Annotated in this window: 25 protein-coding genes; 23 read left to right on the top strand and 2 right to left on the bottom strand. The window is 45.2% G+C overall.

The features are described 5' to 3' along the window. The first annotated feature begins 74 nt into the window (after nt 1-74). The 5 genes from BUA14_RS05155 to BUA14_RS05135 all read left to right on the top strand — a co-directional run bounded on the left by BUA14_RS05155 (nt 75) and on the right by BUA14_RS05135 (nt 3,108). Entirely contained in the window at nt 75-419 is a 345-nt protein-coding gene (locus BUA14_RS05155) for an alpha/beta fold hydrolase (protein ID WP_242954559.1), read from the top strand. A gap of 243 nt (nt 420-662) precedes the next feature. Continuing rightward, nucleotides 663-1,460, top strand: a complete 798-nt coding sequence (locus tag BUA14_RS05150) for a hypothetical protein (RefSeq protein WP_242954558.1) — start codon at nt 663-665, stop codon at nt 1,458-1,460. A 61-nt stretch (nt 1,461-1,521) separates the two neighbouring features. Next, nucleotides 1,522-2,502 carry a PhzF family phenazine biosynthesis protein gene (locus BUA14_RS05145; protein WP_084078446.1) on the top strand — a complete coding sequence of 327 codons (981 nt, stop codon included), beginning with the start codon at nt 1,522-1,524 and terminating at the stop codon, nt 2,500-2,502. Beyond that, nucleotides 2,408-2,626, top strand: a complete 219-nt coding sequence (locus tag BUA14_RS05140; protein ID WP_242954557.1) for a YciI family protein — start codon at nt 2,408-2,410, stop codon at nt 2,624-2,626. Before BUA14_RS05145 ends, BUA14_RS05140 begins: the two co-directional genes overlap by 95 nt. Nucleotides 2,627-2,709: 83 nt before the next feature. Continuing rightward, the gene (locus BUA14_RS05135) at nt 2,710-3,108 is read left to right on the top strand and encodes a MarR family winged helix-turn-helix transcriptional regulator (protein ID WP_242954556.1); all 399 of its coding nucleotides are present in this window, start codon (nt 2,710-2,712) and stop codon (nt 3,106-3,108) included. Between the two features lie 83 nt (nt 3,109-3,191). Here the strand turns inward: BUA14_RS05135 and BUA14_RS05130 are convergent, their stop codons facing one another. Continuing rightward, nucleotides 3,192-4,517: an alkyl/aryl-sulfatase gene (locus tag BUA14_RS05130; RefSeq protein ID WP_072771583.1), complete on the bottom strand. Its 1,326-nt coding sequence runs from the start codon at nt 4,515-4,517 to the stop codon at nt 3,192-3,194. Between the two features lie 225 nt (nt 4,518-4,742). Between BUA14_RS05130 and BUA14_RS05125 the strand changes: the two genes are divergently transcribed. The 18 genes from BUA14_RS05125 (at nt 4,743) to BUA14_RS05040 (ending at nt 23,268) form a co-directional block, all read left to right on the top strand. Next, nucleotides 4,743-5,879: a SpoIIE family protein phosphatase gene (locus tag BUA14_RS05125; RefSeq protein ID WP_072771582.1), complete on the top strand. Its 1,137-nt coding sequence runs from the start codon at nt 4,743-4,745 to the stop codon at nt 5,877-5,879. Between the two features lie 56 nt (nt 5,880-5,935). Continuing rightward, the gene (locus BUA14_RS05120; protein ID WP_072771581.1) at nt 5,936-6,151 is read left to right on the top strand and encodes a ferritin family protein; all 216 of its coding nucleotides are present in this window, start codon (nt 5,936-5,938) and stop codon (nt 6,149-6,151) included. Between the two features lie 307 nt (nt 6,152-6,458). Continuing rightward, entirely contained in the window at nt 6,459-7,091 is a 633-nt protein-coding gene (locus BUA14_RS05115) for a GGDEF domain-containing protein (protein WP_242954555.1), read from the top strand. Between the two features lie 6 nt (nt 7,092-7,097). Further along, nucleotides 7,098-7,784, top strand: coding sequence for a response regulator transcription factor (locus BUA14_RS05110; RefSeq protein WP_072771580.1), 687 nt, complete (start codon nt 7,098-7,100; stop codon nt 7,782-7,784). After that, nucleotides 7,781-9,517: a sensor histidine kinase gene (locus BUA14_RS05105; protein ID WP_072771579.1), complete on the top strand. Its 1,737-nt coding sequence runs from the start codon at nt 7,781-7,783 to the stop codon at nt 9,515-9,517. The genes BUA14_RS05110 and BUA14_RS05105 overlap by 4 nt, the downstream gene beginning before the upstream one ends. A 150-nt stretch (nt 9,518-9,667) precedes the next feature. Further along, nucleotides 9,668-10,747, top strand: coding sequence for a TolC family protein (locus BUA14_RS05100; RefSeq protein ID WP_072771578.1), 1,080 nt, complete (start codon nt 9,668-9,670; stop codon nt 10,745-10,747). A 20-nt stretch (nt 10,748-10,767) separates the two neighbouring features. After that, entirely contained in the window at nt 10,768-11,991 is a 1,224-nt protein-coding gene (locus BUA14_RS05095) for a TolC family protein (RefSeq protein WP_072771577.1), read from the top strand. Nucleotides 11,992-12,009: 18 nt separating this feature from the next. Further along, nucleotides 12,010-12,711, top strand: coding sequence for a response regulator transcription factor (locus BUA14_RS05090; RefSeq protein ID WP_072771576.1), 702 nt, complete (start codon nt 12,010-12,012; stop codon nt 12,709-12,711). Between the two features lie 90 nt (nt 12,712-12,801). Then, a complete protein-coding gene (locus tag BUA14_RS05085) occupies nt 12,802-14,580 on the top strand; it encodes an ATP-binding protein (protein ID WP_242954554.1) in 1,779 nt (592 codons plus the stop codon). Between the two features lie 241 nt (nt 14,581-14,821). Then, the gene (locus tag BUA14_RS05080) at nt 14,822-15,223 is read left to right on the top strand and encodes an adenine nucleotide alpha hydrolase family protein (protein ID WP_242954553.1); all 402 of its coding nucleotides are present in this window, start codon (nt 14,822-14,824) and stop codon (nt 15,221-15,223) included. 55 nt (nt 15,224-15,278) lie between these two features. Beyond that, the gene (locus BUA14_RS05075; protein WP_072771574.1) at nt 15,279-16,652 is read left to right on the top strand and encodes an efflux RND transporter periplasmic adaptor subunit; all 1,374 of its coding nucleotides are present in this window, start codon (nt 15,279-15,281) and stop codon (nt 16,650-16,652) included. Nucleotides 16,653-16,664: 12 nt separating this feature from the next. After that, complete coding sequence (locus tag BUA14_RS05070) at nt 16,665-17,399, top strand: ABC transporter ATP-binding protein (protein WP_072771573.1); 735 nt, start codon at nt 16,665-16,667, stop codon at nt 17,397-17,399. After that, a complete protein-coding gene (locus BUA14_RS05065) occupies nt 17,396-18,670 on the top strand; it encodes an ABC transporter permease (protein ID WP_072771572.1) in 1,275 nt (424 codons plus the stop codon). Before BUA14_RS05070 ends, BUA14_RS05065 begins: the two co-directional genes overlap by 4 nt. Nucleotides 18,671-18,842: 172 nt before the next feature. Continuing rightward, on the top strand, nt 18,843-19,262 hold the full coding sequence (locus tag BUA14_RS05060; protein WP_072771571.1) for a MarR family winged helix-turn-helix transcriptional regulator: 420 nt from the start codon (nt 18,843-18,845) through the stop codon (nt 19,260-19,262). A gap of 108 nt (nt 19,263-19,370) precedes the next feature. Next, entirely contained in the window at nt 19,371-20,540 is a 1,170-nt protein-coding gene (locus tag BUA14_RS05055; RefSeq protein WP_072771570.1) for an MFS transporter, read from the top strand. Nucleotides 20,541-20,874: 334 nt separating this feature from the next. After that, the gene (locus tag BUA14_RS05050) at nt 20,875-21,486 is read left to right on the top strand and encodes an SGNH/GDSL hydrolase family protein (protein ID WP_072771569.1); all 612 of its coding nucleotides are present in this window, start codon (nt 20,875-20,877) and stop codon (nt 21,484-21,486) included. 11 nt (nt 21,487-21,497) lie between these two features. Further along, nucleotides 21,498-22,904, top strand: coding sequence for an MBOAT family O-acyltransferase (locus BUA14_RS05045; protein ID WP_072771568.1), 1,407 nt, complete (start codon nt 21,498-21,500; stop codon nt 22,902-22,904). A 91-nt stretch (nt 22,905-22,995) separates the two neighbouring features. Beyond that, the gene (locus BUA14_RS05040) at nt 22,996-23,268 is read left to right on the top strand and encodes a DHHW family protein (protein WP_072771567.1); all 273 of its coding nucleotides are present in this window, start codon (nt 22,996-22,998) and stop codon (nt 23,266-23,268) included. A gap of 93 nt (nt 23,269-23,361) precedes the next feature. Here the strand turns inward: BUA14_RS05040 and BUA14_RS05035 are convergent, their stop codons facing one another. Next, nucleotides 23,362-24,174: an MBL fold metallo-hydrolase gene (locus tag BUA14_RS05035; RefSeq protein ID WP_242954552.1), complete on the bottom strand. Its 813-nt coding sequence runs from the start codon at nt 24,172-24,174 to the stop codon at nt 23,362-23,364. Nucleotides 24,175-24,283: the final 109 nt, after the last annotated feature.

Raw genomic sequence — 24,283 nt, 5'->3', positions numbered from 1 at the left:
TTGGAGCTTCTCCGGGAAGTTGGGAAGTTGAAAAGTTGCCGAACATGTCTAAGGAGGCTAAGGAGATTTATGAAATGACGGATCATTTAACGGTAAAACACTTGAAGTTGGAAAATGGAGAAACATTGGCTTATCGGGAAGCCGGCAATGGCAATAATATTTTGCTTCTGGTACATGGCAATATGTGCTCGGGAGTTCATTTTCTGCCTATAGCGGAAAGGCTGCCGCCGGGCTTCAAAGCCTATATCATCGATTTGAGAGGGTTTGGCGACAGCACTTATAATAATAGAATCGATACTATCAAAGAGCTTTCTGATGACCTGTTTGCTTTTGTCAGTAAATTGGCAGTGGAGCATTTTACAATAATAGGCTGGTCTGCGGGAGGAAGCGTGTGCTTACTGTCCGCCTTAGCTGATTAGCAGTCAGCAGGAACCAGGCTGCAGGATAGATAGGGATAGGTGAACTTTCGGTAATGTACGGGCTGATGCTCTCCTCCAGCAGGGGGGGAAGAGTTCGAATGGTGCAACGCTGCAACATTTGAACTACACTCAAAGGCTCTTTGGGGGAGGGAACCGACAGAGAAAGGAATGAATCCATTGCCCTTACAAAGATTGATGCCGATTATGATTGCAGTGCCTTCTATGGCTATAGGAGTGCTGGCCATGTATCAAAATCATGTTCCAGCTCTGGTTTGGGGCCAAAATATTATCTGTTTTTTGGCAATGAGTTTTATTTATTGGATTGTGGTTACATATAAGTTTGATTTCTTCAGTGGAAGTAAACATAAAACAATCATAGTGCCCATCGCCATGTGCCTTTTAATTTTGACTTTTCTAAACCCGGGTATGGAAGGTGTACATCGGTGGATATCGATTGGGATCATAAAGTTAAATATTGCTATGATAGTATTACCTATAATCATCATCGGGCTGGGGCAGATAGTGCAGACTAAAGGATTTGGAGTGGGCAGCGTTGCGGCAATAGGAACAGTATTCGTGCTGTTTTTTCAGCCGGATGCTTCTCAATTGACTGGGTTCGCGATCCCAATGATGATTTTGATCAGCAGCGAGACGAAAAGTAAACTATTACGTTTATTTATAATAAGCGTTTTTTCAGTATGTGCTATTTTATCCTGGATGCATTTGGACAGTCTGCCTCCAGTAAATCATGTGGAGGGAATAGTAAGCATGGCAGCGGATATGGGGACCTTGTGGTTAATTTTGGGAATCATTTCCCTGGCAATCTTACCGATACCTTTTCTACTATTTCCTCCTGAAAATGCGGGGTTAATTTCAAGATGCATCGGCGTTTATTATAGCATCATTCTTGTTTCCACAGTGCCTGGCAACTTTCCCGTCCCTTTGATGGGATATGGCCTGTCACCGATCATTGGCTATTTTATAGCTATGATTTGGTATATAAAATCCAAACATATCAATCAAGTATATCATTTAAAATGAAATGGCCTGAATGTAGATAGTGATAAAAAGATAGTGATAGAAGAGGCAAGGGGATGAGAGTTTGTCGGAAAAAAGCAAACTAATAAATGTTGCCCATTACGAGGCCTTCTCTGCTACTCCTGGTCAAGGAAATCCCGCAGGAGTTGTCTTTGCTGCTGATCCGCTGACAGCAGAGCAGATGCAGAGTATCGCCAAAAAGGTGGGCTTTAATGAAACCGCCTTTATATTAAAGTCAAACAAAGCAGACTTGCGCATACGCTATTTTACCCCGGGCCATGAAATGAATTTGTGCGGACATGGTACCATTGCCTCAATTTTTGGATTGATGACAAGAAATAATACCACGTCCTCAAGAGATTTGAGCATTGAGACTTTGGCAGGTATCCTTGATGTTCATTATAATCATGCCCATCAGGAGATTAAAATGGCTCAGGCACCGGCCGAATTTAAGGAGTTTCACGGAGACTTGGACCAGCTGGCGGATTCCCTTGGCTTATTAAAAGAGGACATTGCTTTGGAGTATCCCGTTGTTTATGGCAGCACAGGCATCTGGACATTAATCCTTCCCATTAAAAAGCTCGATGCTTTTTGGCGTATGAAACCGGACAATCGAAGATTTAAGGAGATTTTAACCCAAATACCGACTGCTTCAATCCATCCGGTATGCCTGGATACCTTTGATAAAGGATGTAGCATGCACGGCCGGCATTTTTCGGCTGCACATTCAGGAACTATAGAAGACCCAGTTACAGGTACTGCTTCCGGGGTTATGGGTGCTTACTATATATCCTATATTAAACCTGGCCATCGAGGAGAGCTGCTTATTGAGCAGGGGAATGAAATAGGGCGGAAGGGGATAGTAAGGGTCTCTGTGGAGAAGAAGGACTCACTCATCAATGTCAGTATCTCGGGAAAAGCGGTATACGTAGGGGATATTGTTATCGAGTGTGGAACATTTAAAAGAGTTAAAGAGCCAGGGCAAACTTGTACTTTGCGGGCCTTTTACAGATTATCCTGGGGGGATGGTCGTTCTCCTGGCTGAGGATTTGGCTGAAGCTACGAGCATAGCTCAAGGGGATCCTTTTATTGCCTCAGGATGCAAATCCTTTGAGATGAGAACCTTGGCAGAAGCCAATGAGGAGAATAATTATCTGCTGGGTGAATAGTCAAGCAACTGCTTGCGTTTGGTTTGATATCAAATTATAATTTACTTATGAAGCAGATAGAGACTGATAATACAATTAATCTAATGAGCAGAATCAATGAGCGGGCCAATCGTTTTATCCTCGCTGAGCTTGAAAAGCGAGGGATTACGGATATAGCTCCTTCCCACGGGGCTGTGTTGGTCGCTTTATTTCGAGACTCCGAATTAACCATGAGCGAAATTGCCCAACGAGTCAATCGGGATCGCTCTACAGTCACCAATTCGGTCAATAAGTTGATCGATTCGGGTTATCTGGCCACCATGAAGAATGCTCAGGATAGCCGGTCAACCCTGGTTTTTCTTACTCCAAAAGGAAGAGAGCTGGAACCGGCTTTTTTTCAGATTTCCCAAAGCCTGGCTAGGTTGGAGTATCAAGGGATCAGTGCTGAAGAAAGGGAAATCTTCCAAAAGGTCCTGGAGCGCATCTACCTGAACTTTTCCTGATAAATATGGCATCGAAAAAACAACCAAGGCTGCTGTCTGCTTGACAGGGGGCAGCCTTGGTTGTTTTTGCTTTTGGTTATCTCTTATCCCTCGTTTTTTTTGTCCATGTCTATGGCTGCGCCGGCCAATTTAGCCTGACCGCCCTTGCCCAGAAGCTCTTTGGCACATGCCAGATAATAATGCCGGGCATTGGCACTAATCTGCATCCGGCCTAAATGGAGGAGCCCTTCCGCTTTAAGGGCTTTGCTTTCTGCCACCTTTTCTCCGGCATCCAGGAGGATATCACACAGTTCAACACCCCATTGCTCATCCTCATGTTCAATAGCCTGTTTGGCCTCGGCGTAGACTTTTTCAGCTCCGCCCATGATGGTCAGGGTTTTTTCCGCTTTAATCCCAACCGGCAAAGCTCCCAGTTTAGTGGGATTTCCGTCAAACCAACCCAGGTAGCCTGTGTAAATGGAGCGGACAGTCCACTCCACGGTGCCGTAATACTCCTGGAGATTGGGCAGGGCCGCCCACTTTTCAGGCAATTGGACAGTGTCAACCAACTGAGCGATGGTCATTCCTTTGTTCATGCCTTTTAAGGTTTCTTCCAATATGTATTGAATGGCATCACGGTAATTCGTTAAATTCTCCTGAACAGCTTCCTTGCCGCTGATCGCTTTAGTATGGCCTGGTAAGAGGTGCTCGGCATCATAGGCAAGCATAGCGTTAAGTGAGCTTACCCATTGACTGATGTCCCGGTATTGTCCGCCACGAATGGCGTAAAGATTGGGCCAGGAATGGTAATAATTATCCCCGCTGCACAGCACCTTAAACTGGGGCAGCCAAACGAACAGCTGGTCATCGGTTTCCCCCGGCGCCCCAACCAGGTGTACTTCAATGCCGTCAAGGTTCAGTGTTAAGCAGTCTTCGGAAAACCACCGTGTCGGCTTAAGGATGGCTTGGGTGCCGTTGAGCTCATTCATAGGGCCTATGCCCATAGAAATGATCTCCTCCGGTGTCAGGCCTACTCCAAATTGCCTTGCTCCCCTGATAGCCGCGATATCTTTGAGCAGCTCGGAGCGTGTGTATTGGGGGTAGGCCGGAGTTCTGGCGATGATCTCACACCCCTCGGCAGCGAAAACTCCGGCGCCGGCGGTATGATCAAAGTGGTGGTAATGAGTGAAAATAATGGTTTTAATCGGTTTATCTGTGAATTGGCGAAGCTCCGCTAAGGCCTCTTCAGCAGCTTCATGTCCATTCAGGGTATCGATCAGGACACAGCTTTCCTGGCCTTCGATCAAGGTTGCGGTACTGCTGCCATAGCCCAACACAAAATAAACCTGGTCCGTAATTTTGGTGATGCCTTTAGGAAAACCTGTCTGCGCTTCTTCAATTAATTTTTGTTCACCCAGATAACGACTCATTGAAATTCCTCCACTTACTTTGATATCAAACTATCTTTATCTCTATATTACTTGGATATCAAAGTAATTACAAGAAAAAATAAATAGAAAATTCGTTTGTCGAAAAATGCAAATTTAAGGCGATTTTTTAAAGCATTTTTTGGATAAGATGTTATAATTGGATCAAAGAGGATTTTCCAGAGGAAAGGAAGAACCCGTTATAAACGGGTTGGGAGGTACATATCGGTGGAGAGCAATTTTGAGCTGGTAAAAATAACGAAAACCATAACCGATATGATGGATGACTATATCCTGGTTTGCAACACTGAAGGGAAGATTGTGTTTGCCAATCGGATGATGCAGGCCTGCTTAGGCTATCAAGAAGCAGAGTTGGAACATAAGCGTTTTGGAGATATCATTGAGAGCAGGCATCGTGATAAGGCCAAAGACTTTATAGCCAGTGCGGCGGCGGAGCCAGCCGGCTGGGAGAGGTTTTTGCTGAACGGCAAGCAAGGGGTTGTGAGCCTTCACCTTAAATTTCTGCTGAAGGACGATTATATCTATATTTATGGCAATGAAAAATATATTGAGTATGAGAGAATACGAAAAAAGCTGGATGTTGAAATAGCAAATGCGGTTAAGATTCATAAACGCACCTTGCCGGAGAGCCTTCCTGACACGGAGCGGATCTCTTTTGCTTCTTTATATATTCCGGCTGAAGAGTTGGGCGGGGATATCTTTGATGCGTTTAAAGTTGATCATGGGCTGCTCAATGACTATTTTGAACAATATGTATGCTATATAGCCGATGTTTCCGGACATGGCTTGGACAGCGCTATGCTGGCCATTTTTGTCAAAGACACCATCAATAGTTTTTTCCGACTGAAGCATATCCCGGGACAGCTGCTGTCTCCTCAGGAAATCATGGATTTTTTTGTTGAGCAATATCTAAAGGAAGGGTATCCGGAAGAATACCTGGTTTGCCTGTTCATGGTTGTTTTTGATTTAAAGACCAAAGAATTGACGTATTGCAATGCGGGGTTTCATATTTGCCCCCTATTAATCAAGGATGAAGAACATATCATAGAGCTGAATAATGGCGGACTGCCTGTTTCCACAGGTATATTCCCTGACCTGTTAAAGTATGGGGATTCTTGCCACCATTTGTCACCGGCTATGACGCTGTTTATTATGTCTGATGGATTGCCGGAGCAGCAGTCTGAGAATGGACTCTATCAGGAGCGTTTAAAAAAGCTGATCACAGAAATTTATTGCTTGAAGCCCGCTCAGATAGTGGAAGAAATCCATAAGGATTTTACCAGTTTTTTAAGCTATGAGAAGATCCGGGATGATATCACGTTGATTGCAGTAAAATTGAGCTAGCGTTACAGAGTGCGGCGGCTCGATTAGACATTGGCCAAGGAGAGGGGGGAATTTGTATGCAGCAAATATTGGACGGAATATTAGAAGCCATTGAGGATGAGATGAAGGCCCAGAAACATTATCAAATGCTGGCTGAAAATGCGGCGGATCCGAAAGTCAAAAAGTTCTTTGAACAATTGAAAAAAGATGAGGAAGATCATGAGCAGGCCCTGCGCACCCGTTACGAAGCTTTTATGAAATTGCAGGCAGCGGACCAACGGGAGAACATCTGATCTTGAAGCAGGAATTTTTCCTGCTTTTATTTTTTACGATAGCGCTTATTTCTTAGGATGGATCTTAGTTTGATTTAAAAAGAGCAAAAATTATCTGATTACAGTTCTTCAAGAATATTTTACCAGACTTTCTTTTGCTGTATAATAACAACTGTTCTAATAAGATTTAGTTCAGGTAAGACAGGCTTATACCACTCTGCTGATTGGGTGCATCGTTGTCTTTATTGGGGCGACAGCATACGGCTTTCCGGAAAACGTCAGGATCACCTTTGCCTCTTCGATCACAGCCATATTGATGGTATACCCCGTGTATAAGCTGTTTAGAGATAACAAGGCTTCCCGGCTGCAGAAAGGAATTGCCGTCCTTTACAGCATTACCATACTATTTCTGCTCTTCAGGGCGGTTGCGGCTTTAACGACAGACATAGATATGAATTTGGCCTCGACAAGCATTTTCAATACCTGGCTGTTTTTACTGCTCTACATTGTAATGCTCGTGGGAAGTACCGGGTTTATTCTTCTGGATAAAGAAAAGCAGGACGAGAAACTGCTGAAAGCGGCGTCCTTTGACGGCTTAACCAATATATTGAACCGCAAAACCTTTATCAAGCGCTCCAGCGCGCTTATCTCATTGTACTTGAGAAAGCAATTGCGGGATTACGACTTGTTCGGCAGATATGGAGGGGAGGAATTTGCCATATTGCTTCCCGGGACAGATAAGAAACAGGTTCAAGAAGTTGCGGAGCGGCTGAGAGGGATCATCGCGAACTCCTCAGTTGACACCGGCCTTAAAATAAACTATACCATAAGCGTAGGGTATTGCAGTATCACTCCCAGTCAGGAAACGACGATTGATATGCTTTACAAACTTTGTGATCAGGCTCTTTATATGGCCAAAGCCCATGGGAAAAACTGCTGCAGGAAGGCGGCTGAGGTATAAAGCCAGATGAGGTATGGGATGAATAAAGTATTGGTGGTTGAAGATGAAGATATATTGCGTGAAGTGATCGTCGATTATTTGATAGAGAATGGATATCAGGCCTTAGCGGCTGCCGACGGCGAACAAGCCTTAGAGCTCTTTCATGCCAACTCTGTGGATTTGGTGATCTTGGATATTGTTCTGCCCAAGATTGACGGTTGGTCGGTATGCCGTAGAATTCGCAGGAATTCCGGTATCCCCATTATCATTTTGACGGCCCGTTCCGATGAGGATGACTCTCTCCTGGGCTATGAGCTGGGAGCCGATGATTATCTGGTCAAACCCTATAGTCCCCGGGTGCTCATGGCCAAGGTGAAACGGTTTCTGGAAAAAACCTCAGGCACTGTGGAGGGCATGCAGATCTCAGCCGGCGGAATTGTTCTCAACCTGGGGTCAAGACGTGTTGCCGTAGAGGGCAGTCCCATCAATCTGACTCATACGGAATTTGAAATTCTCGCTTATTTAATGCAGAACAAAGGGCTGGTCATAACCAGAGAGCAATTGATCACGAAACTATGGGGTTATGATTTTTACGGTGATGAAAAGACCGTGAACAGCCATATCCGGAATCTGCGCTCCAAGCTGGGCAGCAAAGGGAGCAGCATTGTTACAGTGATCCGTTCGGGATATAAATTCGCAGAGGAACAGCTATGACGAAAAGCATTGTGTTTAAATGGTTCCTGCTGACCGCTTTCTTATTCTCCACGCTGTTTTTAGTCATGGGCATCACCCAGAATTACTTTTTTGAGAAGTATTATATTAACAAGAAATCTGATACTCTCAGACTGGATATGAAGGCATACACAGAGCGGGCGGCAACGCTAGGGGCGGAAGCGGCTTCCCAAGAGCTCTATAAGCATAACCGGGTCTGGATTGCCGAATTGGATGAATATGGGCGGATCCGCGATGTAGAAAATTACTATATTGAAGTAAAGTTGCAGGATGAAGCACAGGGTCATTGGCGGATACCCATGTACACCTTTGCCGGGGAATTTTCTGCCGATGTTCTATCTTCCTTAAAGGCCGGGGATGAGGTCATCATTGATACTGTCAATATAGGCGAGGAAAGGATACCTTATCATATCCAGACCGGCTCGACGGGTGTTGTCAATTTAAACCTTGCCAACAAGCTTCATGGGCCTCACGCCGACCAAGCCTATAGTCATCTGAGCACCGGGCTCTACAAAGGAACGATAACGAAAACCGTATTTCCGGAACGGTCGGAGTACATTGCTTTTCCCTATCAGGAACATTATTTTTTGGAACAGGTCAAAGAATTTCAAGCCGGCCTGCTGGCTGAGCAGGGGCAGCCTCTTCAGGACAGCAAAGAATGGGGGGCTGTAGAGAACTTTGCGGAGTATAAGATCATCATCGAACCGGATAGGGAACATGAAGTAAGGGGATATATTTTCGCCATGACTTCCCTGCAGCCGGTGGATGAGGCCATCGGGGTTATCCGGCAATTCTATCCTTACTTTTTGGGATTTGCCTTGTTGTGTATGCTGGTTTTGGCCTTCGTTCTTTCCAAATGGCTGGCCAAGCCCCTCCTATCCATCAACCGGATCACAGGGAAGATAGCGGCGATGGATTTTACAGAAAAGCTGCCGGTGGGGTCTGAGGATGAAATCGGCCAGTTATCCCGAAATATCAATCACCTGTCCAGCCAGATGGAAGGATATATTGAGAAATTGAAACGGGATCTCGATCATGAGAAGCGCTTGGAAAAGACACGGAAGGAATTTATTGCCGGAGTATCCCATGAACTGAAAACTCCTCTGGCTGTTATGAAAAGCTGTCTGGCGATTATCAAAGACGGCATTGTCCCTGAAAAAAGAGAACATTATTTTCAGGCCATGGAAGACGAAATAGAGCGGATGGATGTGCTGATTGTGAATATGCTGGATCTGGCTAAGTTTGCCTCAGGCACCTATAAGCCGGAAATGGCTCCTTTTGCCATCGATCAGGCGATTACTGAAGCAGCCAGGTCACTGGCTGAGCCAATCGAGGAGAAAAATCTCTTCCTAACCTTAAACCTTTATTCTCTGAGGGTCGTGGGGCATCAAGGACTGATCAGCCGCGTGATCACCAATTTTCTCAGCAATGCCATCCGGCATACGGAGAAGGGTGGGGCCATCGCCATTGTGGTCAGTGACAATGGGCAGACTGCAGAAATAAGCATCGAAAATCAGGGGAGCCCCCTGGCAGAAGCAGACAAGCAAAAGATCTGGGAGCAATTTTACCGCGGGGAAGCGAGGGCAGCCAAAGCAGGTACGGGTCTGGGGCTTGCCCTGGCCAAGGAAATACTGGAACTTCATCATGGGGTTTATGGTGTGGAAAATACCCGGGACGGCGTCCGCTTTTTCTTTAGATTGCCGGTCCAGCCCTGATTTTGCATCAAGGGGTTTAGAATTTCGCCGTTTTGGCGATTTCTAAACCCCTTGGCCGTTTGCCACAATTTTTCATAGCCATGCCATTTTTCCGCCATATTCTTTTGCTATTGTTCAAGATACAATACATTAACAAAGCAGGTGAATGCGGTGAAAAAATACATAATAGGGATTTCCGTTGCCTTGATCATGGTATTTGGTGCCTACACGGCCTATGGAGCAGAGGCTAGTCTGGATATCGAAAAAGTTGCCATAAAGGCGCTCCAATATTCGACGGAGGTTAAAGCTAAAGCAAGTGCGGCCAATCTTACTCTTGACAGATACAGCAAGGACTTACATGTAACCAATGCCTTGAGTGCAAGCAGTGTGATCTATGCTCCCTTAAATGCCCAGTATCAGATTGATCTGAGTTACGGAGACCTGCAAATAACCGAAAGCTCGGTAAGATTAACTGCCTATCAGCACTACATAACGATGTTAAAGGATAAATACAAAGTTGAACTGCAGCAGAAATTTGTGGATAAACTTGAACTTGAGAATGAAGATGCGGAGAATAAGCTTAAATCCGGCGGGATATCGGAATATGAGGCCCGGGTGATCGCAACGAATCTGGCCAAGGAATTGATTACCCTTAAAAAGTACCAGAGATCGTACGCTGCCGATGTGATTAATTTAAATAAAATCATGGGGGAGCCGGTGCAGAATACCTATACAAACTTTATAGACCAAAACATCAAACCGGCTGCTGCCCTCAAACCTCTGGAGGAATATATCCAAGCCGCTCTATCCAGCAGATATGAAGTAACAAGTGCGGAGAGTTCTCTGGAAGTAACCAAAGTCAGGCAGGCCATCGAGGCTCCGGATAAAAGCCAGAGCATGCCCCTTGATTATTATCAGTCGACCACCCAATATGACTTGGCCCAGGGGCAAAATGAAATCGCTAAAGCCAGGATTCAGGTAGAGCTTGACTTGACTTCAGGATACAGCGAACTTGAGTCACTGCTAAGAAGCTGGGAAAACAGCAAAATCCTGCTGGAGTCGGCGCAAAGCGATTATGATCTTGTCAAACAAAACTACGATTTAGGAAGAGCAGGTAAGGAAGAGCTGCTCACTGCGGAAAAAGAATATATGGATGCTCAAATACAGGTGAAAAATGGGTCATTGGATGCCTGGTTTATGCAGATGAAGATGGATCTGGCCAGCGGCATAGGCCCTGGCATATCACAATAGGCGAATAGGGAGGGTATATCATGAAAAAGATACTAAGTCTTGTCATGGCCTTGATAGTAATGATTGCAGTTTCCGTTCCTATGGCGACTCTGGCCGGGGAGGAAACGGCAGGTACGGATAACACCACGGTTAAGGGTGAGGCGGTTGAGACCGTTGAAGGAGCTGAGACAGGTGAGGCAGGTGAGGAAAGTGAAACAGTTGAGGCAGTTACAGTGATTGATATGCTGACTTTAGAGAAAGCTTATGAGTATATCGAAGAACATAACCAAGAATTAAAGCTGATGAATGATAAAATTAACCTCTATGAAAAGCAATACCAAGATGCCGTGGACAGATCAAACTGGGCTAAGGGAAAATCCATTGGTGGGGATGAAGAGCAGAATGTAACCTATAGGAAAGAAGAGCTGTTATACCCCAAGCAAAGATTGCTTGAACTGGATGGGGCTAAACATGAAAGAGAAGAAAAATTGAAGGAATTGAAAAGCAGTGTCAAGAAACAGTTCTTGGAGATAGGTGTGTTTCAGGAAGAGTTGCTCAACACCCAGAGTGAACTTGCCGCCCTGGATAAAACCATAGAACATACAAAGACCCAGATTAATTCAGGGAGTCTTCCCCAATCCGCCTTAAAACAATATGATGCGCAAAGAGTGCAGATGCTGTCCAAACTGGATACAACCCAAAGACAGATAAACCTTAACCTTATGGGGGTGGCAAGAGATCTGGGCGTAAAACTGGCCGAGGGAATAAAGCTGGAACAATTCGATGAAGAATTGGTGCTGTTTGATGATACCGATATTGAAGACAAGATAAGTAAAGCTTGGGAAGACAGCTACGACTACAGAAGCCAGCAGGGTAAATTAGAGTTGGCTGAGATAGAATGTGACATTATCAGGTATAATACTTATGTGGACAATAACCTGAACCAACTTCAGCAGCTTGAGGCGGAGGTCAGCAACAACCAGGCTAAACTGGAACAAGTAAAGCCAAACCTGGAAGCAACCCTTTGGAATAAATACTATGAATTGAAGAATCTTGAAGGGGATCTGGAAATAGAAAAAATCAACCTTGAGGATGCTGAGTACACCTTAAATATCACGAAATCCCAGGAAGCATTAGGAACGGCCAAAGGCAGCAGTGTAGTGGACGATACCATTGCCTTAAACCAGCAAAAAGTGAAGCTGCAAAAAGCCATCCATGCTTATAGTTTAGCGGTCGATGAATTAAATGGCTTATTGATAAAATAGGTTTGAGGTGAGTTTTCATTGAGCACAGCGGGACATATTTTGATTTGTGATGACCAGTTAATCATTCACGAGACGATTGCAGCTTACCTGAAAGCGGAAGGATTTACTTACAGCTCGGCTTATGACGGGGAAGAGGCCCTGCAAAAAGCTTATGAAACCTCACCGGATTTGATTATCCTTGATCTGATGATGCCCAAACTCAGCGGTATAGAAGTCTGCCGGACCCTGCGCAAAACGACGGACGTGCCCATCATCATGCTGACGGCCAAGGGTGAGGAGATCGACAAGATCCTGGGGCTTGAGCTGGGAGCGGATGATTATATTGTCAAGCCTTTCAGCCCCAGGGAGGTAGTGGCCCGGGTAAAAACCGTTTTGCGCCGCAAACTTCCGAAAAGCAGAGACAATGAACCAATCCTGAAATACGACGGACTGGAGATCAATATCTCATCCTATGAATTGCGCCTGGATGGCGTGCCGGTCAGCTGCACGCCCAAGGAAGTCGAGGTCTTATATCTGCTCGCCGCTCATCCGGGCCAGGTGTTTAACAGGGAGCAGATCATTCAGAATGTCTGGGGTTCCGATTACTTCGGTGATACGCGGAGTGTGGATACACAGATCAAGCGCATTCGCCAAAAACTGGCCGGCGAGAAGATGAAGTGGGGCATTAAAAGCATCTATGGGGTAGGGTACAAGTTTGAGGTGTCAAATTTACAAAAGTGAATTATACAAAAGGATTTGCTGTAGATGCAGTCAATCTTTTAAAAAGCTGCAGCTATCACTATAGGCTGCTACAGCAGGAATGGAAGTATCGTGAAGAAGAAGAGCTCGTTTCTCAAGCGCATCCTAATACTAATGATCACCACAATTGCCTTATATAGCTTCCTGATCACCATCTTTTTTTGGTTTACAACCAATGATATGTTTAGAGAATTGCAAACCCGCGAACTTAAACCCAGTGCGCAAGCGATCGCTGATTTGGTGTTGAAATATCAACAGGGGACTATGAGCAAAGATGACCTTGAGGAACATTTTAATCTTAACAAAGGGATATGGAACTTTGTTGTTCATGTTTATGATGGGCAGGGCAACCTGGTTATTAAAAATGAAGAAATTCTGACCACCTTGTTCCGGGGAAAAAATGCGGAGATTGGGCTGAACCTTAACCCTGTTTTGAAAGAATATTTCAGCTCCGTTTTATCAGGGGATAGTGTGGTTGCTAGCAAGGGACCCTTTTTGATAGTAGGCCAGCCCATTACGCATAACGACAGCATCGTTGGCATGGTTTTCCTAGGCAAGCCGCAGATAGAGATTTTTACTGCCCTATCCGGACTTAACCGCTCGATCTGGATAAGCGCCTTAGGTGTTCTTTTGCTGTTATCTTTTCCCCTCTATCGTGCCGCACGGTATATTGCCAATCCATTGAAACAAATGCGTGATGTAGCCATTAGTATGGCAAATGGCAATCTTAAGGAACAGGCTAATGAAAAGTATGGAGGAGAGATCGGCGAACTGGCCCACTCCCTTAACTATTTATCCTCAAGGTTATCTGAGACCATTTCCGCCTTGGAATTGGAAAGAAACCGGCTGAAACAAACCATTGACGGTCTGGCCGAAGGAATTGTGGCCATAGATAATGAGGGAAATTTTACTCATATTAACCCTTCCATCTATAGGATGTTTGGTAAAAATGAAGGGGAGGGACGTATGAGTTTAATACCCAGTCAAGAGCTATGGGAAGATTTTGATGCTGTTCTCGCCGAAGGATATACCATCGTCCGCAGTTTGCAGTGGAAGCAGATGCTGTTAAGGGTTACAATTTGTCCGCTGGAGGATGAAACCCATCATATTGCCGGTGTCGTTGGCTTATTCCGCGATATAACAGAATCAGAACGACTGGAACAAACCAGGCGTGAGTATGTTGCCAATGTTTCTCATGAACTGCGCACACCTGTATCGGCCCTCAGGGCTTTATCGGAAACACTGGCCGATGGCATGGTAAGTGATGAGGATACCAAAAACCGCTACTATCATCATATGCTGCATGAAACCATGCGGCTGACGCGGCTGATTAACGATCTGCTTACCTTGTCCCGTCTTCAGTCTCACACAGAGCCGGTGCGCTCTGAGGCATTCCTGATCAACGAGGTAACGGGCAGTGTAGCTGAACGTTATAAACCGCTGGCGCAGAAAAAGGGCTTAAGATTTGATTATGCACCATTGGTCCATGATCTGAAAGTCATGAGCACTATGGACTTGGTTGAACAAGTTTTGATCATTCTTCTGGATAATGCCATAAAGTATACTCAATCAGGCGGCAGGATTTCCTTAGGCACTGTCCTTGACGGAGATACGGTTAGAGTTTCTGTAGCGGATACGGGAATGGGGATCGCTCCGGAAGACCTCCCCCATATCTTTGAAAGGTTTTACAAAGCTGATAAGGCCCACTCCACACAAGGAACGGGGTTGGGGCTGGCCATCGCCTTTGAAATTATTCAGCGTTTAGGTGAAGAAATTTATGTTGAAAGCCATTTAGATGAAGGCAGTACCTTTACCTTCACTTTATCTTGTGAGGGCATTTCTGCCTCCTGAAATATAAAACCTGCCAACGACATGTTTCTTTTAATCAGAGCGCTTTCCTATGAGTATAAGTTAGCTGGTAAAATATAATGGGTAACAACAGTTTTACAAGGGCAGATGACTCTCCGTATACCAGAAGTCATCTGTCCTTGTATGTTTATTTACTTGCCATAATCTTTCATCCTCATGCCATTTTCTTGCCACAATGCTTTGCTATGATTCTGATGAATAAACAAAGAAACAGGTGAGAGGAATGGGATCAGCAAAAATAATTTTAGTGTGTGTCACAGATCAGAAAAACTGTGCAAGGCTCATAAAAGCAGGGAATACCCTTGCGGAATCCCTGGCTGTAAAGATGAAGATTTTAAGCGTACAGCCATCCAGTCAGATGCAAAAACTTGAAGAGACCTATCTGGAATATCTGTTCAATGTGTGCAAGTCATTGAATGCAGAAATGAAGGTATACTGGGGAGACGATGTCAATCGGATAGCTGTTGATTATATAAGACACAATGGCATCAGGCAGTTGGTAGTTGGGGAGCCGGAGGAAATGAAACCGGGGAATTTCGTCTACGAGGTTCACCAGGCCTTTCCCGACCTCCCTATTTTGATTGTAGACCGATTGAATAATCATCGTACTCTGAGTTCTTTTTAAAGCAATGGATACTTTTCTGCAAAAAAACATCAAAAGTTATTGAGGGGGAGCCAAGATGGATAAATCAAAACTGCTGAAAAAACTGAGAAAACCCAAAAGAACAACAATTATAGCCGCTCTGGCGGTTGTGGTCATTGGCATATGGGGGATAACGGCATTGCTGGGAGGGAGTAAAAGCGCTTCTGCCAATATCGCCAACACCAAACTTGCTAAAACTGAATTGATCAATAGTGTCGATGTATCAGGGAGTATTAAAAGCCAAAACACCCAAAAAGTCTATTCAACCTTAAGCTACTCAGTCAAAGAGATCTATGTCAATATCGGGGACAAAGTTGAGGTCGGGGAGCCCCTGGCTCAACTGGATTCATCCTCCTTAGAGCTTGATATAGCCCAACAGCGCAGCACCCTTGAAGCTTCACAAAAAACCGGAACCATCAATTTAGAAAGCAAAAAGCGCATTTATGAAGATACCAAAAAGCAGTATGAACAGGGCATGAATACGGAACTGCTGAACGCGGAAAACAGTCTCAAGTCGGCAGAAAATGATTTAACAACGAAGAAAAACACCTATGAAAACAACGTCGAGTCCTATAAATTCGGCGCGGTATCCAAGCAGGAGCTGGATCAGTCGGAGGCCGGTTACAAGCTGGCCCAGAATACCTATAATAAAGCGGCAGCAAGCCTGGAAGCCGCCAAAATAAAGGCTGCCCAGGATGTAAGAACAGCCGAGGCCAACTACAATAGCGCTCTGGCTGACTATAACAATGACAGCCAGCAAATAGCTTTGGATAAGCTGGAAAAAAACCTCGCCGACGCCACGATCAAAGCCCCCATAAGCGGCGTTGTGACAGCCGTGTATGCGGAGGTGGGTTCGCCGGGAAACGGTCTTTTATTCGTGGTTGAGGACGCGGAGAAGCTGACAATAACAACTTACGTCAAAGAATATGACGCCGATAAAGTCAAGCCGGAGCAGAGGGTCAATATCAAAACGGATGCAACTGAAGGTGAACTCTTTGCCGGCCAGGTGGTGAGAATTTCCCCGGCCTCCACCAAGACCGCCGATGGCTCTACCGATACTTCCAGTACAACGGTAGAGTTTGAGACAGAAGTTAACATCTTAGAGCCCAATGATCAGTTGAAAATCGGCATGAATGCACGGCTGAACATCATTATCGAAGCAAAAGCGGATGTATACACAGTGCCTTATGATGCTGTCAGCGTCAACGACCAGGGGCAGAATATTGTCTATATCCTCTCCGTGGAAAATGGCCAGCAAACCATGCAAGAGACAGTGGTAGAGGTGGGCATGACGACAGATTACTATACTGAGATTTCCGGAGGAGGGCTGGCTGACGGTGTCCTGGTAGTGAATAATGCTGCCAGTGCCAGAACCGGGGATAAGGTCCGGCCCGGATCACCTATGAAATAAGGCGGAGGCATTATGAATGAGATGATGATAGAAATTCGCGACCTTGTCAAAAAGTTTTATATTGACACTCCCAATGAATTGGAAATTTTAAAGAATATTTCACTCACGGTAAGGAAAGGGGAATTTATATCGATAGTGGGGGCCTCCGGATCGGGAAAAAGTACCCTGATGAATGTTATCGGTGCTTTAGACCGTCCCACCTCAGGTGAATATATACTTGACGGCGCGCCAATTCAGAATATGTCGGACCTCGAGCTTTCCGATATTCGAAACAGGAAAATAGGCTTTGTCTTCCAGACCTTTAATCTCATCCCCCGCAATTCCGCCCTGAAAAATGTTGAACTGCCCATGCTCTATGCAGGAATGGGCAACAGAGAAAGAAGGGAAAAGGCTGAGGAGCTTTTGAAACTGGTCGGGATGGAAGATCGGATGGATCACCTGCCCAATGAGCTTTCCGGCGGACAAAAACAAAGGGTCGCCATCTCCAGAGCTTTGGCCAATGATCCGGCGATTATACTGGCTGATGAACCCACGGGCGCCCTGGATTCGGTCACAGGGCGGATGGTTATGGACCTTTTTCATCAGATTCATGAAACCAAAGGAACCACCATTGTCCTGATCACCCATAATTACGAGTTGGCTGAAGAAACAGATCGGATCGTGACGCTGAAAGACGGCAGAATTATCGATGAAAAAATTAACGCCAAGCCTGGGCAACATAGTGAGGAACGAGGTGAGAACGGGTGAACATGGTTGAAAATATCTTACTGGCCTTGGCCGCGTTAAAGGCCAATAAAATGCGGGCAATCTTAACCATGCTGGGGATCATTATCGGCATTGCCTCAGTCATTGCCATAGTAACCGTCGGCAACTCCCTGACGGCTTCGATCACATCCACGATGGAAGAAATGGGGGCTAATTCGATTGTGGTTAATGTAAGGGAACGGGGAGGAGATGAGTTTGGCGGCGGACCTCGTAGCCCTAACCAGGCTGCGGCTGCCCCGGAAGAAAGCGATCTTTTCTCAGAGGACACGATTGAAGCCTTTGCATCGCGATTTGAAGACAGAGTTGAAGCCATAAGTTTATCTCAAGGTGTCGGCAGTGCGAAAGCTCAGGACGGCAGGCTCTATGCCAATATCAGTGTCACCGGAGTTAATGATGGCTATGAACGGGCCAATAATATAGAGCTGCTCTTCGGTCGGTTTATAACAGAGAAAGATGTGAAATCAGTAAAAAAAGTTGCCGTTGTATCGGATAAATTGGTAAATAACATGTTTGCAGCTGGAGTCGATCCTTTAGGCCAGGAAATAAAAATCTATTCTTCAGACGACATCGAAGTCTACACTATTATTGGCGTTTACCAATATGAAGCTTCAGCCTTTGGACCGGACTCTTCTTCAGAGCGGGATACAAGGACTAATTTTTATATACCGGTAAGTTTAGCCAAACAGGACAGCACCACCAAAAACTATCAGTCCTTTACCATCGTTAGTAAAACCGGTGTGGATGCGGCAACTTTTACAGAAGACATCAAAAGCTACTTTACCAAGATTTACGAAAAAAACACGAAATGGGAAGTAAGCGTTATGAACATGGAGAGTACGATTTCCAGTATGACCTCCATGCTGAACACGGTTTCCATCGCCATTTCCATAATCGCTGCCATATCCTTGTTAGTCGGCGGTATCGGTGTGATGAATATCATGCTGGTCTCAGTTACAGAACGCACCCGTGAGATCGGGACAAGGAAAGCGCTGGGTGCCAGGAATTCTTATATCAAGATGCAATTTATCGTCGAGTCGGTGATTATATGTGTGATCGGAGGTATCATCGGGATTATCCTGGGCCTTATCCTGGGGATGCTCGGCTCGACCCTTTTAGGCTATCCGGCCAGCACCTCCATTGGCATCATTATCTTAAGTGTTTCGATAACCATGATGATTGGGGTGTTTTTTGGATACTATCCAGCCAATAAAGCGGCAAAACTTGATCCTATCGAGGCTCTGCGGTATGAATAATAGAGAGATTGGACACTGAAAACGTATTAACAGCCCTTAATCACCAAAGCATAAAGGCTTAGGTGATTAAGGGCTGTCCCTCGCTTAATTTATTAAATAGGCTGAATAGATTGACATAGTATAAGTCACTCTAATATAATTGTCTTGACAATTATATTAAGGAGGTGCGGCTGTGACCATTAATCCTAATTCACTAGGATTTATTTTAAATCGTACCAATACTAAACTTAAAAATTCATTAATCCAATGCTTAAAACCCTATGATGTAACGCCGGAGCAGTGGGGAATACTGAAATGTCTGTGGGGACAGGAAGGGATTACACCTAAAACCATAGCAGAACTGACATCGAAGGATCGGCCCACAACGGTAAGGATATTAGAAAAACTGGAGAAAAAGGGGTTGATTTTCAGAGTAGTAAATTCAGATGATAACCGCTCATACTTAATATATCTTACAGATAAGGGGAAAGAATTAAAAAACATCCTCATACCTTTAGCTGAAGCAAAAATAAATCGAGCTTTGACAGGGATCAATGAGCAGGATACCCAAAAATTATTGCAAATACTTAATAGAATTTACGATAACTTGTGAGCTTATTTTTTTTGCCAATTAAGTTGTCATGACAATTATATTGGGTGAAAATCTGGTCTGGCTGTCGCTGAAGACATTTTTTCAAATTAGAGGAGGTCGGTTTGGAGAATGGATGCTCAAGAGAAGTCAATTAGCAAGCCGTCACTGTGGTCCAGAGACTTTATACTGATTACTTTGGCAAGTTTATTTATGTCGCTGGCGTTTCAAATGCTCTTGCCGATTATGCCGGTTTATGCGGAAAACCTAGGCGGCTCGACTACTGCTGCCGGATTAGTTGTCGGCGTTTTTACCTTTTCAGCGGTGATCATCAGACCGATTACCGGCCGCCTGTTAGACCTTTACGGAAGAAAAGGGGTGTATTTGGCAGGGCTGGTCTTCTTTGGCTTATGCGTCATCGCTTATCATTGGACGCCGGGCATTTTGATATTGCTTATATTAAGATTTATCCATGGCTTTGGCTGGGGTGCCGCAAGCACCGCTTCGAGCACGATTGCTACAGATGTAACCCCTAAATCCCGCTTAGGGGAGGGAATGGGTTACTTTGGTCTTACCAGTACTCTTTCCATGGCCATTGCCCCGGTACTGGGCTTAAGCATTCTGAACCGGTACGGAATGGGCGCGGTTTTCAATGTCAGCGCCTTATCGGTGTTGCTTTGCCTGGCCATAGCCCTCATGATCCGCTATCAAAAATCAGAACAAACACCTCAAGGTAACAGGGGCAGTATTTTCGAAAAGTCGGCGATTTATCCCGGTCTAATCATTTTGTTTCTGACCATGTCCTATGGTGCGGTGATTTCCTTTATTGCCCTGTATGCTGGGCAGCAAGGCATCAATAATATTGGACCCTTTTTTACGGTATATGCCGTTGCTTTGTTTATTTCGCGGCCGCTTTTCGGACGGTTATCTGATCAGAAAGGCTACTCCATCGCCATAATACCTGGAATTCTGGCAGTATCGGTTGCCTTGCTCATATTGTATTTTGCCCATTCTTTAAGCGGTTTTTGTGTGGCAGGTTTTGTTTACGGTCTCGGTTTTGGGGCGGTACAGCCGGCTTTAATGGCAATGGCAGTGCGTGACGTTCTGCCTGCCCGTCGTGGGGCTGCTAATGGAACCTTCTTTGTGGGATTTGATATTGGGATTGGTGTAGGGGCAATAACATGGGGGGCTGTTGCGGAGATAACCGGTTATCGAATGATTTACCTCTTGGCTGTTCTTCCGGTTGTTATTGCCTTCCTTCTTTATCTTGGGAAAGACCGGTTGACTGGACAGAAGAATTAATAAACCATTTCCTATGAAGACTGTTCAGCGGGCGATAGTTTCTTATAGTGATAAAAGAGGGTGGAAGCCGCGATATAGAAGGGGAGGAGCACATGAACCTGCCTAATCTTTTAACACTTATACGCATTATAATGATTCCGATTTTCATGGGAATCGATTATCTGGTCAGATCTGGCCCCCTTTTTATGACAGGCCGGCAGTGAACATGCCGGCCTGTTTTAATGGAAACAGTCGAGTAACCGAAGACACTATCTAAACTTGACCTCATCTGCACCTGTTCTGCATTTGGCTGTAGTACTATCTGGGAAGATGATAAAGAAAAGGGGCGCTTCAGATGAAAAAGCTGATGATAGGTTTGCTGATAGGGATGCTGCTGCTGGGTATGACGGCCTGCGGGAAGGGGACAGAGACTGGAGAAAAAAATGTTACGGCTGACTTTAGGAACAGTGTATTTATGGGGGATTCCATTACCGAAGGGTTCGCCTTCAATGAAATCCTGCCCCAAGAACAGGTTATCGCGGGGGCGGGGGCTACAGCCGGCTTTTCCTATGATGATCTGGATGCTTTGGTTGAGCAGAAGCCGGATCAGGTCTTTATCATGCTGGGTTCTGTGGATATCCTCATGCCTGTGGATGATCCTCAGGAATTATTCGGAGAGGATTTACGGAAGCTGATCAACAGGATTAAGGAGGAGCTGCCCGGTGTTGAAATCTATCTCCAATCCATAACCCCTGTAACTCAGGAGGCCTTAAAACAAGAACCCCGCTATGCAGGAATCGAGGCATATAACGGGATCTTAAAAGAGATTGCAGACCAATCAGGGATTCATTATGTCGATATCGGAGTTTTGGCCAGGGAAAATCCCGCTTTATTTGCTGAAGATGGTATACATTTTCAGAAAGAATTTTACGCACTGTGGCTGCAGAAACTCTCTGAAGCATTATAGGGGAGAGACCGATGCTTTTCAGCAGTCTGCTGTTTACCTTTGCTTTTTTGCCGGTTACCATTCTTCTCTATTATTGCTTGGGAAAGCGGTTGAGAAACGGTGTTCTGCTTACGGCCAGCCTGTTTTTTTATGCCTGGGGAGAGCCTGTCTATGTGTTCTTGATGTGCGGTTCCATTCTAATCAATTATTGGCTGGGGATTCGCTTAGGCAAGGATGATGCCGGTGGCGGGAAGAGTAAGCTCTTTTTAATCATCAGTCTGGTGTTCAATTTAGGCTGTCTCACTTATTTTAAGTACTTCGCCATGATCATAAGTACGCTCACAGCCATGGGCGGTTGGAATGTGCAGGGGGAGGCGCCGGCCCTCCCCCTGGGAATTTCCTTCTACACCTTTCAGATCCTATCCTATGGGATCGATGTCACTAGGGGGAAAATAAAACCACAGAAAAGCCTGCTGCTTTTTGCTTTGTATATTGCTATGTTCCCCCAGCTGGTGGCCGGGCCGATTGTGAAGTATGGGGATATCGAATCCCAGTTAGCGGACCGGAGCATGACCTTCAAAACATTTTACGCCGGGATGGGGCGGTTCCTGGGAGGTCTAGCCAAGAAAATGCTGCTGGCCAATCCTCTGGGCCTGCTCTGGGCCGAAGTAAAGGTCATGCCAGGCACAGAAATGTCGGCTTTTTTGGCCTGGGCCGGGATTATGGCGTTTACCCTGCAGATCTATTTCGATTTCAGCGGCTATTCCGATATGGCCATCGGCTTAGGCAAGATGTTTGGCTTCCGTTTTAAGGAAAACTTCCGGCATCCCTATATGGCACAAAGCGTCTCGGAGTTTTGGCGAAGGTGGCATATTTCTCTGGGCTCCTGGTTTAAGGACTATGTCTATATTCCTCTGGGCGGGAGCCGGGCCGGGAAGTGGAAAATGCTGCGGAACCTGCTCATGGTTTGGTTGCTCACCGGGCTCTGGCATGGAGCAAGCTGGAATTTTGTTTTATGGGGGATTTACTTTGGCAGTTTAATCGCTATAGAAAAGTTGTTTTTGCAGACCTGGCTGCCGGGATGGCCCCGGGCTGTCCGGCATATCTATCTGTTGTTGCTGGTCATTATAGGCTGGGTGTTTTTTGAATTCACCAGCCTGGCGGATGGGTTGGGTTTTCTGGAGAGCATGCTGGGAAGAGGGGGAAACGGACTCATTGATGCTCAAGACATTATGAAACTAAAAGCTTATGCCCTTTTATACAGCGTTGGTATCCTTGCCGCATCGCCTGGGCTGGGGAAGCTGGCATCGTTATTGAAAGGGGTTGATGGCCGTAAATATCAATGGGCGGTAAGCTTGTATTATTGTGTGCTGTTGTTTTTGGCGACGGCCTATATGGTGGGTTCAACCTATAATCCCTTTATCTATTTTCGATTTTAGCCCGGAGGACGGGGATGGGGAGATGAGAAGATAGCAAGATGAGAATACAAGGATATGAGAGATGAGGATATGAAAAGATGAGGATATAAGAATGAAGAACAGAGGAAATTTTACTATGATCCGGAATGCTGTTGGCATGCTTCCCTTTGTATTGATGCTTGTTATGTTGATCATGCATCTGGCCCTTCCGGATAAGACTTTTTCGAAAGAGGAGCGGCGCTATTTAGCCCAATGGCCTGTTTTTCATATTGAGGAGGTAATTGATGGCAGCTATGGGAGTAAGGTTGAGTCCTATTTTTCTGATCAGTTCCCCTTTCGCAACTTTTGGATTCAGATTGAGGAGAGGCTCAGGGGATTTTTATGAATCAATAATAAACCAATGTTCATCTTCATCCTGCTTAAACAGATCATCAGTGCTGATACTCAAGCTGCAATCCCGTCCCGACTTCTTCCACATTTAAACTTTCTGCCAAGGCGATCTTGGGCCCCAAGCTGGTACAGTGACAGGCCCGAATGGTCTGGGGAGCAACGTTTTTAAGAAATTCTTTGGTTTTTCCATCTGGATAGGACCCGGATTGATTAAATGAAGCCCACCTATAATATCAATAACACGTTCATCCCGACAGACTTTTTGCGCATACTTCGTGATATTGCATATTCCTGCATGAGAACAACCTGTTATAATGATCAACCCTTTGCTGCTTTTGTAGACAAGGGCTGAATCATCCAGGATATAATCGTCTTGACCTTCGGTATTCTTATAGACTTTCCCCAAAGGGGTGAGGTTTTCAAAGTCATTGCTTTGTTCGATCTCTCCTAAAAATACTAAATTCTCGGTAAGCCATAAAGGTTCTCTGCTCAGTTGCAGTTGAAAATGACAAGCTACTTCAGCTTCAGGAATTCCGCAGCCTATTTCACCCCAGGGGTTATCCACTTTAGATAAAAAGCATTCCGGATGTGCGATCAAAGTTGGCTTATCCTTTAAGTGGGTTATTCCTTGATTTTGATAAAAATCAATTAAACTTCTTAACCCTCCCGTATGATCGACATGTCCATGGGAAAGAACCAAATAGTCAAGGTCAGAAAAGTCAAGATTCATTTTTTCGGAATTCTGCAGAAAAACACTGGTATGACCGGTATCAAAAAGAATCTTTTTTCCGTCTGCTTCTATATAGATAGAAAGCCCGGGTTCGGTTAGAAAGTACCTGTCTTTGAAATGGGGATTATTGGACAAAATCGTGTTGTTATCCACCAGAACTGTCAGCTTCAAGTTATCATCCCCCTTACGAATGATCTTACTTCGCTAATTTTGGGTTGCTCTCTCCGGGAAAGAGATCTCGTAATCTTATGTATTTAGTATAGTTTGAAAATTTCTGCTT

It is taken from the genome of Desulfitobacterium chlororespirans DSM 11544 (assembly GCF_900143285.1).
Taxonomy (GTDB): domain Bacteria; phylum Bacillota; class Desulfitobacteriia; order Desulfitobacteriales; family Desulfitobacteriaceae; genus Desulfitobacterium; species Desulfitobacterium chlororespirans.
This window is presented reverse-complemented; position numbering and strand designations above follow the sequence as displayed.